Source organism: Janthinobacterium sp. PSPC1-1 (assembly GCF_049897625.1).
Classification (GTDB): domain Bacteria; phylum Pseudomonadota; class Gammaproteobacteria; order Burkholderiales; family Burkholderiaceae_D; genus Janthinobacterium; species Janthinobacterium tructae.
In genome coordinates this window covers 367314-381743 of sequence record NZ_JAFCWP010000004.1, presented here as the reverse complement: position 1 = coordinate 381743, position 14430 = coordinate 367314, and the positions used below count along the sequence as shown (strand labels likewise).

The following is a 14430-nucleotide window of genomic DNA, read 5'->3' as shown; positions in this document are numbered from 1 at the left end:
CTCAACAAGTTTTGCAGGGTTGTCTTACGCATGCGCGCTTTCTGGACTGTCATACACCGCTGGGCTGGCCTGACCATCGCCCTCTTCCTCATCGTTGCAGGCCTCACGGGCGCCGTCACGTCGTGGGACCATGAACTCGATGAATGGCTCAACGCCGACATCATGAACACGCCGGGCCGCGGCCCCCTGCAGCAACCATTTGCGCTGGCGCAAAAGGTCGCCGCCGCCGACCCGCGCGTGGCAGTCAATTACATGACCCTGGGCCTGGAAGAAGGCCATGCGGCCACCTTCATGGTGCGCCCCCTGACCGATCCGGCCACGAACAAACCGTTCGTGCTCGACTACAACACCGTGTACATCGACCCCGTCACGGCGCAGATCACGGGCACGCGCGATTCGACGGCTATTTCCCTGTCGCGCCGCAGCCTGATGCCGTTCTTGCGCCACCTGCACTACAGCCTGCACGTGCCCGCCTTCTGGGGTACGGACCGCTGGGGCTACTGGCTGATGGGGAGCGTCGCCCTGATCTGGCTGCTCGACAGCATGGTGGCGTTTTACCTGACCACGCCACGCCGTTTGCGCCCACGCGCGCAGGACGAGGCGCCGCGCCACCGCGACGCCGCCAGCTGGTGGCAGCGCTGGAAACCGTCGTGGGTGGTGCGCTGGGCGGCGGGCGGCTACAAGCTCAATTTCGATTTGCACCGCGCGGGCGGCCTGTGGGTGTGGCTCATTATCATCGTCGTCGCGTTCACCTCGTTCTCGCTGAACCTGTACCGCGAAGTGTTTTATCCCGTCATGTCGCTCGTTTCCACCACCACGCCGGGTCCGTACGAAACGCAGACGCCAGCGCCCTACGGCACGTATATCACGCCCGTGATCGGCTTCGAACAGGCCGTGGATATTGCCAAAAAGCAAGCCGTGCAGCGCGGCATCACGGCGCCTATCGGCGGCATTTATTATGGCGGCAATTATTCGTTCTACAACGTCTCCTTCTTCGACCCGGCCGACGAATTCGGCACGGCCGGCATGGGCCTGTCGAACCTGTACGTCGATGGCATGGACGGCGGCATCATCGGCCAGCACAAGCCATGGGAAGGCACGGCCGCCGACGTCTTCGTGCAACTGCAATTCCCCCTGCACTCGGGCCGCATCCTCGGCTTGCCGGGACGCATTTTGATGTCCTTCATGGGCCTCATGGTCGCCATGCTATCGGTGACGGGCATCGTCATCTGGGAGCGCAAACGCCGCGCGCGCCGGCTGCAGGCGAGAAGCCATTGAACTTCACCTGAAGCAGCGATTCCATAACAGCGCAGGCGGATTCATTCAGCCTGCGCCGCACACGCGCAATGCATAACGCAACGCCTGACGTGTAGCGGCCATCCCATCTCCGCACTTTGCTACCCGGTAGCCGGCACATGCCGGCTGTCTGCGCTGCGCGCTTTCCGTACGCCACCCGGCCAATATCCTCAAATGCAGTTTACTTGCATTAGAATTCCACGCAAGCTATTATTGCAACTCGATTGCATCTACGCATTCCGCTGCGCCTGCATCCGGCGCCAGCACCCCATTCCGCCTTTTTAGAGAGTCCCATGCGCCATCACGTATTCGCAGCTGCCATGCTGTCCACTACCCCGCTCGCTTACGCGGCAGACGACATCACCCTGCAGACCATCAACATCCGCGCAGACAGGCCGTCGGGCATCGACAGCGTCGTTGTCGTTGAAAATACGCAAGCCCAGAACAGGACGCTGGGCGGCATGCTCGAGCATGTCTCGGGCGTGCAAAGCAGCGCCTTCGGGCCGAATGCCGGCGCACCGGTGATACGCAGCCTGAGCGGCAGCCGCGTGCAGATCCTGGAAGATGGCCAGTCCATCCTCGGCATGAATGCGCTCAGCGGCGACATCAATATCCCGTTCGATCCGCTGTTTGCGCGCAGCGTCAGCGTGAACAAATCGTCCGATAGCGTGCGCTTCGGCGGCAATGCCATCGGCGGCAGCGTCGACGTCGATTCCGGCCTCATTTCCAGGAAGATGGAGGACAAGCCGAAAGACCTGGAACTGGTCCTGCGCAAGGGTTTCAACGATGCCAATGCGCAAGGCTTGCGCCTGAATTTCAACGATGGAAAACACGTCTCGACCAATCTGCAGATGTCATTCCAGAAGATCGGGCATTACACTATTCCGGGCAACAGCAAGGCCGGCGTATGCAACAGCCAGCTGTTCCCTTCGAGGGGCGGCGTGAATACCTTTCTGGCCGACAGTTGCCAGAAAGAAGCGAGAATCCAGCAGGTCTACAACAAGGCGTCGCAACCGTTTATCGACCAGTTCATGACGGAAAATCCGGACTGGGCGGACGGCGATTTTTCCTTCTACACCAATAATCCGACCTCCGTCTGGCAGCGCAAGACCTACGTCAATCCGGCCAACCCCGCATACGTGCCCGGTACGCCGTCGACGACCCAGAACAAGATCAACAAGGACGTCACCCCCGATTATCACGGCACTCTGGGCAACAGCTATGCCAGCAATTCCCACTTTGCCGTCGGCAGCACCTACTTTTTCGATCGTGGCTACGTGGCCGTCAGCCTCGATACCAAGAATAGCGAGTATGGCGTACCGGGCTTCTCCATGGAGAACAAGTCTTTCGGGGCGAATTATGCCGAGGGACTGCCCGTCGGCGTGGTGATACAGCAGGATAAATATGCGCTGGAAGCCCATCTGCGCGATCCCCTTGCCTATCTTGAAAGCGCGCAACTGCGCGTGTCTCGCCTGAACAATGCGTCGGGAGAACGCCTCGGTGCGGCGAAGGCGAATGACTACCAGTTCAACACCAATCAGGCCGAGCTCCTGCTGGCGCACCGGCGCGCCGGTCCATTGAGCGGCTTGCTTGGCCTCAGCCATAAAGCCAGGGATATCGCCGGCAGCGGCTCGCAGCTGTACCTTCCCGATGCCAGCACGCTCAGCCGTGCGCTGTTCATCAAGGAGAGCCTCGACGTCGACTGGGCCACCTTCGATGCGGGCTTTCGCCATGAAAAAGTGGATCACGACATCCGCAAGAGCGGCTTCAAGACGTCGAGAAATGCGAGCAACGCCAAACTCGAGGACAAGTCGTTCAGCCTGAACAGCTATAGCCTGGGGGCCTCGGCCAAACTTGGCCAGCTTTTCGGTGCGAAGCTGCGCTATGCCTCCTCGGAAAGAGCGCCCGACGTCAATGAGTTGTATGCGAGCAACCGCCACTATTCGATCATGACCCAGGAAGAAGGCAACCAGAACCTGAAGGCCGAGCGTGCCAGGAATACCGAACTCACCGCCCTGTTCGGCAATCGCGGCTTCAACCTGTCCGCAACCGGCTACGTCATGCAGTACGAGAACTATCTGTACCTTGGCCATTCTGGAGCCCAGATGGCCAATCGCCTGCCATTAAAATATTGGAAGCAGACCGATACGACGGTCAAGGGATTCGAGATCGACGCTTCCCAGGTCGTTCAGCTGGGCAACTATGGCAAGCTGAATCTCTCCGCATTTGCCGACCTGGTCAAGAACAAGGCGGACCATCCTGACAAGCTGCGCGCGCACAACGACGGCGTCTACCTGCCCAACATGCCCACCAACCGCTACGGCGCGAATGTGCTGTGGGAAAACCAGGGGTGGAAGGCCAGGGTGTCGAGCACCTGGTACGACAAGCAGAAGTATCTGGGCAAAAGTGTCAGCGAAGAAGTGCCGCTCGACGGCTACACCATGGTGAATTTCCAGGTGAGCCGCACACTGCAGGTGCCAAATTCGCCGTTTGCAGGCATCGATGTATTTATTAGCGGCACCAACCTGCTCGATGACGATGCCAGGCCACACAATTCTCCACTGAAATACATCGCGCCCTTGCCGGGCCGTGGCTTCCAGATTGGATTGAGCGCCAGGCTTTAAGGCGCGGCGCCACCGCGCTCCCGTTCCACCAGCGCCAGCAAGCTGTCGCCCCGGTTACCATCGCAGCAGACGGCCACGCCATCGGTGAAGTCAGGCGCCGTCAAACGCGTCAGGACGCTGCCGGGCGGCATTTCCACTGCCAGGCGGGCGCCCCGCTCCCACGCCAGGCGCGCGGTAGCGGTCCATTGCACGCGCTGCGCCATGTTGGCGGCCAGACTGTCGCGGATGCGGGCAGCATCGAACAGCGCGCGCGCCGCGCTGCTGCTCAGGTAGACGAGCGACGGCCGGCGCACGGTCACGCCGTCGAAGGCGGCGCGCAAGTCCAGCGCGGCGGCGTCCAGCAGCGGGCAATGCGACGGCACGCTGACAGCCAGGCGCTTGGCCTTGCTGGCGCCGTGCGCCAGGGCCAGCGCCATCACGGCTTGCAGGGCGGGCTCGCTGCCGGCAATGGCGATCTGGCGCGGCGCATTCAGGTTGGCGACATACACGGGCGTGGCCGCGCCATGCACCTGGGCCAGCAGCGATTCGAGTTGTGCCAGATCAAGCCCGATGATGGCCGCCATGCCGTAACCGGTGGGATAGGCCTGTTCCATCAGCTGCCCGCGCCGCGCCACCAGGCGCAGGGCATCGGTGAAATCTAGCGCGCCAGCCACCACCGCCGCTGCATACTCGCCGATGGAAAAGCCGGCCACCATGTCCGGTAGCGCGCCGCGCGCGGCCAGCGAACGCGCCATCGCCACGCCTGCGATCAGCAGACACAGTTGCACGGCCCCAGTCGAGGCCAGCGCGGCGGCCGTGTCCAGCGCCAGCGGATCGCGGCCCAGCACGCCCGCCGCTTCGTCCAAGGCCGCCCGCACAGCCGTATCGTCCGGCAGTGCATGCAGCATGCCCGGAGTCTGGGCGCCCTGGCCGGGAAAGGTAAATAACACGCTCATGCAAGCTCCCATGGCGTGGCCGTCAACACTGGGCCATGATCCGTCTTGAGCAGAATCTTCGCACGCCCCGCTGCCCATTCGGCATACGCAAAGCCGCCAAGGCCCGTGTCGATCTGCAGGTCCAGCCGGCACGCCGTGACACTCGCCGCGATGGCGCGCAGCGCCTCGGCCTGCGCGGCGTCCGGTGGCGCGGCGATGCGCAGTACGAGATCGAGGTCGCTGTCGGCGCGCAGCACGGGCAAACCGCTGGCCAGCGCAAAACCCACGCCGCCCGTCGGGCCCCAGTCCCAGCCCGTGGCGTCGAGCAGCGGTGCCACCTGCCGCAGCGCATCGAGCGCCGCGCAGGAAAAACCTGGCAGCGGCGCGTGCGCCAGCCGCGCCAGCCGCGCCAGCCGCGCCAGCATTTCCGGCGTCACCCGGTGCAGCACGGCGGCGGCGTCCACTTCGCATGCGTGCCGCTCCCTGCGCAGCAGGCCGCGCACGCCCACGGGGATACGTCCGGGCGTGCAGCTGGCGCGCCGCACCACCAGCGGCGCCGCCCGCAGCCAGACAGCGTCTAGCCAGGCGGGCAAGGACATACCGTCCGGCAGGCCGGAGATCCACAGCAAATCATGTGCGCGCCAGGCTTCCATCAGGCCACCACCGCCTTGACGGCAAAGAACAGCAACGATGGTCCCAGCAAACAGCCCAGGCCCGTGTGAAACGTGGCCACCAACGCGCCATACGGCACCAGCTTGCGGTCGGTAGCCGCCAGGCCGGCCGATACGCCGCTGACGGTGCCGGCCAGGCCGCCGAAGACCATCGCCGAGCGCGGCGTTTTCAAGCGCAGGAAGCGCGCTGCAGCGGGCGTGCCCACCATCACCAGGATGGCCTTAATGAGGCCCGCCGCGATGCTCAGCGCCATGACATCCGAGCTGGCGCCGATGGCCGCACCAGTGACAGGGCCGACGATGTACGTGACGGCGCCGGCGCCGATGGTGGTCATGCTGACGGCATCCGAGTAGCCAAAGGCATAAGCGACACCGGCGCCCACGACGAAGGGCAGCACCACGCCCAGCATCAGCGCCACGACGCCGATCAAGCCAGCCTTGCGCGCCTCCGTCGCCTGCACCTCGAAGGCGGTGGCGACGATGGCAAAGTCGCGCAGCATGGCGCCGCCCATCAGGCCGATGCCGCCAAACAGCGACAAATCGGCCAGTCCCTTGTGGCCGCCGCTATGCACGCCGCCCCAGTAAGCGAGGCCCAGGCCGATCACGATGGCAATGGCAGAGCCATGCACGCGGCCCAGGGTCAGATACTTCGACAGCGCCACCGATACCAGCATGATCAGGCCGACAAAGGCGAATGCCGTCACCAGGCCATTGTGGATGGCGGCTTTTTCAAAGATTTCAAGCATGACGGTGCTCCTTGATCAGAATCGACTCGGCTTCGGCAGCAGCGATGGCGGCCGGGCTTTCCATCCTGTTAATCAGAGAAATCACGGCGCCGCAAACGACGACGGAACCGATGGCGGCCAGCACGGCCACCGGGCCGCCACGCAGCGCCGCCACTACATCCTGCTGCGCCGCCATCGCCACCACCACGGGAATATACATGGCGCCCCAGTATTCGACGCCCCGCTCCGTCATCTGCGGCAGCCATGCGCGCCGCTGCATGTAGAGCCGGGCGCAGATCAATAGCAGCATGGCGATGCCCACGCCGCCCACATTCGTCTTGACGCCCATCAACTGCCCGAGCAGGTCGCCCAGGAAGATGCCGAGCAAATGGCATAAGGCCAGCAGTGCGGTTCCGTAAATGATCATGATTGTCTCCGTTATAGGAATAGGAATGACTTGATGTCTTCTCTGTTGTTTCACCTACCACTGCTGCCCCAGCACCTCCCTGACTTTTGCCGACGCCTGGCGGTGCGGCGCGCCCAGGCGGCTGGAGAGGTCCGTCAGCGGGTCGGCGCGGATATCGCTGAGGGCCGCCTGCAGGCTGGCGCGCACCTGCGCCACATCCCCGCTTGATGGCGCATCCGCCTGCGCCACCTGCAAGGTTTGCCACAGCAGCCCCAGGGTGGCGTAGTTGCGGATGTCGTAGGCCATCGGCGCGATGGTCTCGGCCAGCGCTTCCAGTGCCGTCACCGTGCGCAAGGTGATACGCGCCGCCGACGCCTTGCCCATGGCATGCACCATCACGTGCGGATCGTCCAGGGCGATCAGGCGGTTGGCCTGGTAGCCGTGGGCAAGAAAAGCGCCTGACATGGCCTTGCCGACGATCAGGCCGATCACGGGATGGCCGGCCAGGCGCGCCTCGGCATACGCCCCCGCCGCGCCGGCCAGCGCCTGGTGGATGCCATACGCCTCTTCGCGCCGGCCATATGCCTGGCTGGCCACGTCGATGACGGCGACGATGGGCCGCTTCACGGCCAGCGCGTGGTCTTCATGAACCACCTGCTGCACAGCGCGCGCCAGCTGCCACGCCTCGATCAGGCCGATTTCACCAGTGCGGGCGCGTGTAAAACGGTTGTCCGGATCGGGCAGCACGGCCAGGTAGCGCGCCGCTTCGCCCGCCAGCGGCGCGTCCACCACGCGCACGGAAGCGGGGTAGCCTTCCAGCGGCGCGGCGTTGTTCGTGAGGGCCGCCAGCCAGATGGCGCCGCGACTGGTATCGGTGATGGCGTTCATGCTGCGACTCCTTTGCTGTAAATCAAACGGACGGCGTCCGGCGTGGCTTGCACGGTCGCGTCGATGTCGGCCAGGCGGGCCAGGAAGCCTTGCGCCTGATCGCTGCGGTGCTGCGGCGGCACGCCGCGTGCGAACAATGCGGCCACGGTGGCGCGCATCTGTGCCGTGTCGTCTGCCACATAGGCGTCGGCCAGGCCGCTGTGAAAGCGCTGCTCGCCGCCCGTCAGGCTCCATATGAACGGCTTGTTGCGCGAGTCGAATTCGTCCACGCCCGCCTCCTGCTCGATCACGGCGGGGCCGTTCAGACCCAGCCGCGCTTCGCGCGTGACCACCAGATAGCTGCACAGGCCCGCCGCAATCGACATGCCGCCGTAGCAGCCGACGGTGCCGGCCGTGATGCCGATCACGGGCTGGTAGCGGCGCAGGTCGACGATGGCCGCATGGATGTCGGCAATCGCCGCCAGACCCAGGTTGGCTTCCTGCAGGCGCACGCCGCCCGTCTCGAACAGGATCACGGCGCGCGTCGGCACGCCCAGGCGGTTGTCGCGCGCCGCCAGTTCCAGCGCGCCGGCGATCTTTGCGCCGCCCACTTCGCCCATGCTGCCGCCCTGGTAGGCGCCTTCGATGGCCAGCACCACGGCCGGCTGGCCGTCGAACAAGCCCTTGGCCACCACCACGCCGTCGTCCGCCTGGGCCGTGACGCCCTGGCGTGGCAACCAGGGCGAAGCGATGCCGCAGAACGGGTCGAGCAATTCGCGCATGCTGCCCGCGTCCAGCAAGGCCTTGGCCCGGCTGCGCGCTCCCCGTTCGATGAAGCTGTCGCGCTCCAGCAGTTCTTGTAATGTGCTCATGCCGCCCTCCCCGCTTGCAATTCTTCGTAAGCCTGCTCGATGCGCATGCGCACCACGCCCGGCGTGGCGCCGCAGTCGTTGATGACGATGCGCGCCGCCGGCAGCGGCTCGCCGCCGAATACGCGCTGCAAGAGCGCATCCCAGACGGCGCCCTTGCCGTCGACGGAGGTGTTGACGACGATGCGGATCACGCCAGCGTCGTGCGGCTGCAGCAGCACTTCCAGGTCGCCCGAACCGACCACGCCGGCCAGGGCCCGCCCCGATGCCGGCTGCCCGGCCGGGAATGTATAGTCACGCGTTTCCATGCGCTTCTCCTTCTGTCAATCGATCCAGGAACAGGGTCGCCGCCAGCAGGTCAGCCGCGCCGCCCGGCGACACGCCGCGCGCCAGCGCCACCGCTTCCAGCGCCAGCAGCGCCTGCGACCCGGCGGCCGTGGCCGCGCCGCCGGCAGCCAGCACCCGCGCCGCCCCTGCCTGCAGCGCCAGCAGGGCCGCCTCGCCGCCGCGCGACAGCACGCAGGTGTCATCCAGCTGGCTGACAATCGCCAGCAAGGCATTCAGACGCGCCGTCGTTTCGTTGTCGCCGCGCGCCCGCGAAGCGTGCAAAGCCGGCAATCCGGCGCCCGTCACCAGAGGGAAACCGGCGCGGGCCTGACCCCGTGCGCCATCGACCCGATACTGGCGGCACGCCAGCTCGCCCTTGTTACCGGTGGCGACAGGTGCAGCGTGGTCCGTCAAGCGGGCCAGCGCACCGGCCCGCGCCGCCACGGCTTGCGGCGCCAGCGATGCGCCGCGCGCGCCCTGCTGCGCCGCCGCCGTCACCAGCAATCCCAGTGCCCAGATGGCGCCCCGGTGCGTGTTCACGCCATCCGTGGCCGCCAGCATCAGCGCTTCACCATCGCGGCCGATGGCGCCGATGCGCTGGCGCAGGCCGTCGTCATCGTCGCTTTCCAAACCCGCTTGCGCCATGGCGGCAAACACGGGCTGCAGCACACAGGCCGAATGGCACATCAAGGCCCAGTTCAAGTCCGCGTGGGCGCCACGGCCGCGCAAATCGACCAGGCCCGGTTTCGGCGTCAAGGTCACTTCATCGAGCAGCGCCTGCAGCACCTGCCGCGCCAGCGCGGCAGAGCGTTCCCGCACCGGCATCGCGATAGTCATTGTCATCATTGTGGTCATTACCAGCTCCTGAATTTGGCGGGGGGTTGATACAGGCCGTCGGACCATTCGACCAGGTCGGCGATGCTTTTCGCCGCCAACAGCGAGCGGCTGGCCGCGCCGCGCTGCACACCGATATCCTCGGGCAGCGCGATCAGGCCATCGGCGCGCAATTTCGCCGTGGTCTTCGGGTCGTGGCGCAGGCCGATGGGCGTCACGCCGGCCACCGCCGCCAGCATGGCCTTACGCTCGTCGAGCGAACGGGCCTTGTACAGATAGGCAATGCCCTCTTCCGTCAGCACGTGGGTAACGTCGTCGCCATAAATCATCACCGGCGCCAGCGGCATGCCGCTGGCCTGGCCCACGGCTACGGCATCGAGCGATTCAACGATCGTCGGCTGGCCGCCATCCTGGAACGTCTCGACCATCTGCACCACCAGCTTCTTGCCGCGCGCCAGCGGGTCGTCCGTCTCGATCAGATCCAACCAGGCGGGCGTCGGGTGGCGCCGGCCATGCGGATCGTGGCCCATGTTGGGCGCGCCGCCAAAACCTGCCAGGCGGCCATTCGTCACGGTGGACGAGTTGCCCAGGCCATCCATCTGCAGGGTGGCGCCGATGAACAGATCGACCGCGTACTGGCCCGCCAACTGGCACAGGGCGCGGTTCGAGCGCATTGAGCCATCCCGGCCCGTGAAAAACACGTCGGGCCGCGCGGCCGCATAGCCTTCCATGCCCAATTCAGCGCCGAAGCAATGCACGCTCTCGACCCAGCCCGTCTCGATGGCCGGTATCAGGGTGGGATGGGGATTGAGCACCCAGTTGCGGCAAATCTTGCCCTTCAAGCCCAGCTGCTCGCCATACGTGGGCAAAATCAGCTCGATGGCGGCCGTATTGAAGCCGATGCCGTGATTCAGCGACTGCACCTGGTGTTTTTCATACACGCCACGGATCGCCATCATGGCCATCAGCACGTGCACGGGCTTGATCACGCGCGGGTCGCGGGTAAATAATGGCTCGATAAAGAACGGCTTGTCGGACTGCACCACGAAATCGACCCACGAGCCGGGCACATCCACCCTGGGCAAGTCGCTGACGTCGTCGACGATCTGGTTCACCTGGGCGATGACGATGCCGTCGCGGAAGGCGGCCGATTCCACCAGAGTGGGTGTGTCTTCCGTGCTGGGGCCCGTGTACAGATTGCCCTGGCGGTCGGCCATGTAGCCGGCCACCATGACGACGTTGGGCGTCAGGTCGACGAACAGGCGCGCATACAGCTCGATATAGGTGTGGATGGCGCCCACTTCGAGCAAGCCATCCTGCAGGAACTGGGCGATGCGCAGGCTTTGCGTGCCGGCAAAGGAAAAATCGAGCTTGCGGGCGATGCCCCGTTCGAACAGGTCCAGGTGCTCGGGCAGGCTGACGCTGGGCATGATCAGGTGCAGATGGTTGATCTTGTCGGGATTGACCTGGGTCAGCATGCGGGCGAGGAAATCGGCCTGCTTCTGGTTGTTGCCTTCAAGAACAACGCGGTCGCCCGGCGCGAGCAAGGCTTCGAGCACGGCGACCATGTCGCCCTGTTGCAGCACGGGACCGTTCGCGTACTGGCGCACGGCTTCCAGGCGGCGGCGCTTCTCGGTGCGCCGCGTGTCCCATTGTTTTTGCCGCTGCGCTGGCGCTGCTGTGGCGGTTGACATCATGCCTCCGAAGTGAGCTATCGAACCCTGACGATAGAACGAAAGCGTCACCGCGACAATCAACCTGCTACCATATTCATTACTCTGAAGTTAATGAACCTCCATGAAAGAGGCTAGCCATGGCCATCAACGAAGAAATTACCTTGAAAAAGCTGGAAGTGTTTCTCAGCTTTATGGAATTGAACAACCTGGCGCGCGTGGCCGATGCGCTGGGCCAGAGCACGGTCAGCGTGCACCGCGCCCTGCACTCGCTGGAAGACGGCTTGCGCTGCCCCCTGTTCAAGCGCGAGGGGCGCAGCCTGATCCCCCTGCATGCGGCCTACACCTTTGCCGAATCGGCGCGGCGCGCGCTGGCCGAATGCGAGGAAGGCGTGCGCAAGGTGCGCGAAATGTCGGGCATCAATCCCGTGCGCCTGAAAATCGGTTCGCTGTATTCCCTGACCCTGCACTGCATCCCGCAGCTGGTGATCGCCCTGAAGCTGCGCCGGCCGGGACTCGACATCGACCTGACGCTGGGCTCGAACCGCGACCTGCTGCAAAGCCTGGCTGACGGCCGGCTGGACGCCATCATCATCGGCGTGCAGGAGGACGAACAGCATGCGGGCCTCGTGGCGGTGCCCCTGTTCCAGGACGACGTCTACCTAGCCGCGCCGCTCGGTTCGCCCTATGCGGGGGCCGCGTCGGTGGACTTGCAGCAGCTGCGCGACGACAAATTCGTCACGCTCAACGAAGGTTTCGTCACCTCGCAAAGCTTCAACCACGCATTTGAACTGGCGGGCTTCGTGCCCGACACGGCCATGCGCGTGGGCGACATCTTCTCGCTGATCAACCTGGTCAGCGGCGGCATCGGCTACAGCCTGCTGCCGGGCCGCGTGCGCGCCTTCAGTTCGCGCATCGAACTGCTGCCCCTGGACGCGCGCTACGGCTCGCACCAGCAAATCACCTTGCTGATGCTCAGCAGTCGCGAGCGCGACCCGAATTTGCTGGCGTTGGCGGCGGAGTGCCGGTTGTATGGGCGTGGAAAATCTGCCAGTGTATGACCCTCCTTCTAGGGAAGTGCTGATCAGTTAACTTTCTTAGCAAAGTTCGAGTGTCAACTGCTCGAACGGAGATATGATCAAGCGCTCTTCTCGATTTAACATGATACTGGCGACGTATTCGAGATCGAAAAAGCTCCTTTGCATGATGGATGGTAGATAGTGTTTATGTGCGCCGTTGTTGCTTCAGGCCGACGCGACGCAGGGAGCGACGGCGACGAATTAAACAGCACTTCCCTAGGTCAGCAATTCCTGCACTTCCAGTTCGAACCATCGAACTTGTGCTCAAGTACAAAGAGACAATGTACCGCATTGTGCATAGTTGTTTCGTCTTGAGAGAATTTTGAAGCCATTACGAATTTTCCAAATAAATATTGCTCATCTAACACTTTTGATATAGCCTGTTTACAACTAAATTTTTCCGCTAAAACTCCATGATCGAATTTTTAAAAAAATCGCAGAAGAATAATCTTATTCTTTTTATCCACGGATTTACTGGCGACTCGGAAACGTGGAAAAACTCTGAGCATGGATATTATTATGATCAGTTAGGCTCAAACAGTTTCATTGAAGATAACTTCGACATTGCAAAATTTGAATACTTCAGTAAGCTATTGAATATTTTTGCTACGACAAGTTCAAATTTTGCTTGGTTAGCAGGACTGTTTACCACAAAAATAAATAAGTCCGAAAAAAATCTTGGAATTTCAGAACTTGCCGCTCTATTACAATCGCAACTTCGGTTTACATTGAAAGAATACGAAAACATTGTGGTGATAGCACATAGCATGGGCGGATTAGTCACTAAAGCTTGCGTCATTGAAGATATGAGTCAATATGATGAATCTAAAATAAAGTTAATACTTTCTTTAGCTGTTCCTCATTTAGGAACTGACATTGCCACCTATAGCTCTTTATTTAGTGGGAATCTTCAAACCAAAGATATGACCCCACTCGGAAAATTCCTACCTGAACAAAATAATCAATGGCTTAGACTCAATAACAAGCCAGCGATTAAATATTTTTATGGCACGTATGATGATGTTGTAAAGAAAGAAAGCGCCATCGGAACTGAGGTTGCCATACAAGATATAATTGCTTGCAATGATAGCCATCTTAGTATTTGTAAACCGGCAGGCAGTACGAGCATTCCAATATTGGCAACAGTAGATTTTTTGAGGGATTTTATCGAAAAATTGCCAGGGAAAAACCTCGATTTTCATAAATTAGCTGATGAAACACAATTTTCGGATGAGTACTTTGCTCTGAAACTTATAGTAGCCGGGGTCCATACAGCGACGATAAAGCATTCTAAAGAACATTTTTTGAATGCAGAATATGCTCGCAAGTTTTTTAGCAGCGCCGCAGATCAAAAAAAGCTTTCTGAATTGTATATAAAGATTCGTACTATTTATCAAGATTGTTATGATAGTCACGCAAGTGAAGGCGAAATGAATTCCGGGAAACTTGTATCTGAGGTTCATCAAAAAATAGTAGGTGAGGATTCTGGATATTTAAAAAGCGCACTACCACTCATACAAGCGCTCCATAAGAAGGGTATGCTGCATCAACTTGCAAACGATATATCTGATGACATCTGGTGGAGTGACAGTCGGTCGGTTAAGGATTTAGAAAACATGAAGGAAAAACGGGGAGGAATTAATGGTTAGAATCCCATATTTAAATCCGGATCAAGATGTAAATATAAATACAGGCTTACTGATATTAATTATATTTTTCTTAGGAAAATCGGCTCGCGACATAGCTCTTCTTAATAATGATAGATTGCTAATTTTTTTATATTTATTAAAAAATCCCATAATTCTAGATAACGTACTTGAGCAAGTTGGCCGGCGAGAAATTTCACTGACTAATGTCGAGTTATACTCCATAAACAGTATCTCAATTAACTTAGATCCTCTCTTTGATCGCGAATGGCTCAAGAGCCTGCTAATGCGTCTTTCAGCTATGGGCTACCTGGCAATCACATACAGAAAAACTGATGGCTTTATGTATTTACTAACAGACTCTGGGCGGGAAGTTGCCGAAAATATTAGCGGACCTTATTTCGACAGGATAAAGATATACTTAAAAAACTTAGAAATGATTAAATCCGAATCAACGACAAATATGAATCGCCTAATAAATAATATTTTCCGACATTAA

14 protein-coding genes are annotated in these 14430 nt (G+C 60.8%); 5 read left to right on the top strand and 9 right to left on the bottom strand.

Annotated features, from left to right (window positions below):
- The first annotated feature begins 30 nt into the window (after positions 1–30).
- Both ACP7EG_RS15525 and ACP7EG_RS15520 read left to right on the top strand, forming a co-directional pair.
- Positions 31–1278 carry a PepSY-associated TM helix domain-containing protein gene (locus ACP7EG_RS15525; protein ID WP_426088311.1) on the top strand — a complete coding sequence of 416 codons (1248 nt, stop codon included), beginning with the start codon at positions 31–33 and terminating at the stop codon, positions 1276–1278.
- 338 nt (positions 1279–1616) lie between these two features.
- Positions 1617–3920: a TonB-dependent receptor gene (locus ACP7EG_RS15520; protein ID WP_426088310.1), complete on the top strand. Its 2304-nt coding sequence runs from the start codon at positions 1617–1619 to the stop codon at positions 3918–3920.
- On the opposite strand, the gene mdcH is transcribed toward ACP7EG_RS15520, so the two are convergent.
- Genes mdcH through mdcA form a run of 9 tightly spaced genes read right to left on the bottom strand, consistent with a single transcriptional unit; the run spans position 3917 to position 11230 of the window.
- The gene (mdcH, locus tag ACP7EG_RS15515) at positions 3917–4855 is read right to left on the bottom strand and encodes a malonate decarboxylase subunit epsilon (RefSeq protein WP_426088309.1); all 939 of its coding nucleotides are present in this window, start codon (positions 4853–4855) and stop codon (positions 3917–3919) included. The genes ACP7EG_RS15520 and mdcH overlap by 4 nt on opposite strands.
- Positions 4852–5487 carry a malonate decarboxylase holo-ACP synthase gene (locus ACP7EG_RS15510; RefSeq protein ID WP_426088308.1) on the bottom strand — a complete coding sequence of 212 codons (636 nt, stop codon included), beginning with the start codon at positions 5485–5487 and terminating at the stop codon, positions 4852–4854. Before ACP7EG_RS15510 ends, mdcH begins: the two co-directional genes overlap by 4 nt.
- The gene (gene madM, locus ACP7EG_RS15505; RefSeq protein WP_426088307.1) at positions 5487–6251 is read right to left on the bottom strand and encodes a malonate transporter subunit MadM; all 765 of its coding nucleotides are present in this window, start codon (positions 6249–6251) and stop codon (positions 5487–5489) included. Before madM ends, ACP7EG_RS15510 begins: the two co-directional genes overlap by 1 nt.
- A complete protein-coding gene (gene madL, locus ACP7EG_RS15500; RefSeq protein WP_426088306.1) occupies positions 6244–6657 on the bottom strand; it encodes a malonate transporter subunit MadL in 414 nt (137 codons plus the stop codon). Before madL ends, madM begins: the two co-directional genes overlap by 8 nt.
- A gap of 54 nt (positions 6658–6711) precedes the next feature.
- Complete coding sequence (gene mdcE / locus ACP7EG_RS15495; protein WP_426088305.1) at positions 6712–7524, bottom strand: biotin-independent malonate decarboxylase subunit gamma; 813 nt, start codon at positions 7522–7524, stop codon at positions 6712–6714.
- Positions 7521–8375, bottom strand: coding sequence for a biotin-independent malonate decarboxylase subunit beta (locus ACP7EG_RS15490; protein WP_426088304.1), 855 nt, complete (start codon positions 8373–8375; stop codon positions 7521–7523). The genes mdcE and ACP7EG_RS15490 overlap by 4 nt, the downstream gene beginning before the upstream one ends.
- Positions 8372–8680 (bottom strand): malonate decarboxylase subunit delta, encoded by a 309-nt coding sequence (locus ACP7EG_RS15485; protein WP_426088303.1) that lies wholly within the window; start codon positions 8678–8680, stop codon positions 8372–8374. Before ACP7EG_RS15485 ends, ACP7EG_RS15490 begins: the two co-directional genes overlap by 4 nt.
- Positions 8667–9542: a triphosphoribosyl-dephospho-CoA synthase gene (locus ACP7EG_RS15480; protein WP_426088505.1), complete on the bottom strand. Its 876-nt coding sequence runs from the start codon at positions 9540–9542 to the stop codon at positions 8667–8669. Before ACP7EG_RS15480 ends, ACP7EG_RS15485 begins: the two co-directional genes overlap by 14 nt.
- Positions 9543–9553: 11 nt before the next feature.
- Positions 9554–11230, bottom strand: a complete 1677-nt coding sequence (mdcA, locus tag ACP7EG_RS15475) for a malonate decarboxylase subunit alpha (protein WP_426088302.1) — start codon at positions 11228–11230, stop codon at positions 9554–9556.
- 116 nt (positions 11231–11346) lie between these two features.
- On the opposite strand from mdcA, the gene ACP7EG_RS15470 reads away from it, so the two are divergent.
- The 3 genes from ACP7EG_RS15470 (at position 11347) to ACP7EG_RS15460 (ending at position 14430) form a co-directional block, all read left to right on the top strand.
- Positions 11347–12267 (top strand): LysR family transcriptional regulator, encoded by a 921-nt coding sequence (locus ACP7EG_RS15470; RefSeq protein ID WP_426088301.1) that lies wholly within the window; start codon positions 11347–11349, stop codon positions 12265–12267.
- 431 nt (positions 12268–12698) lie between these two features.
- Positions 12699–13934, top strand: coding sequence for an ABC-three component system protein (locus ACP7EG_RS15465; protein WP_426088300.1), 1236 nt, complete (start codon positions 12699–12701; stop codon positions 13932–13934).
- The gene (locus tag ACP7EG_RS15460; protein WP_426088298.1) at positions 13927–14430 is read left to right on the top strand and encodes an ABC-three component system middle component 4; all 504 of its coding nucleotides are present in this window, start codon (positions 13927–13929) and stop codon (positions 14428–14430) included. The genes ACP7EG_RS15465 and ACP7EG_RS15460 overlap by 8 nt, the downstream gene beginning before the upstream one ends.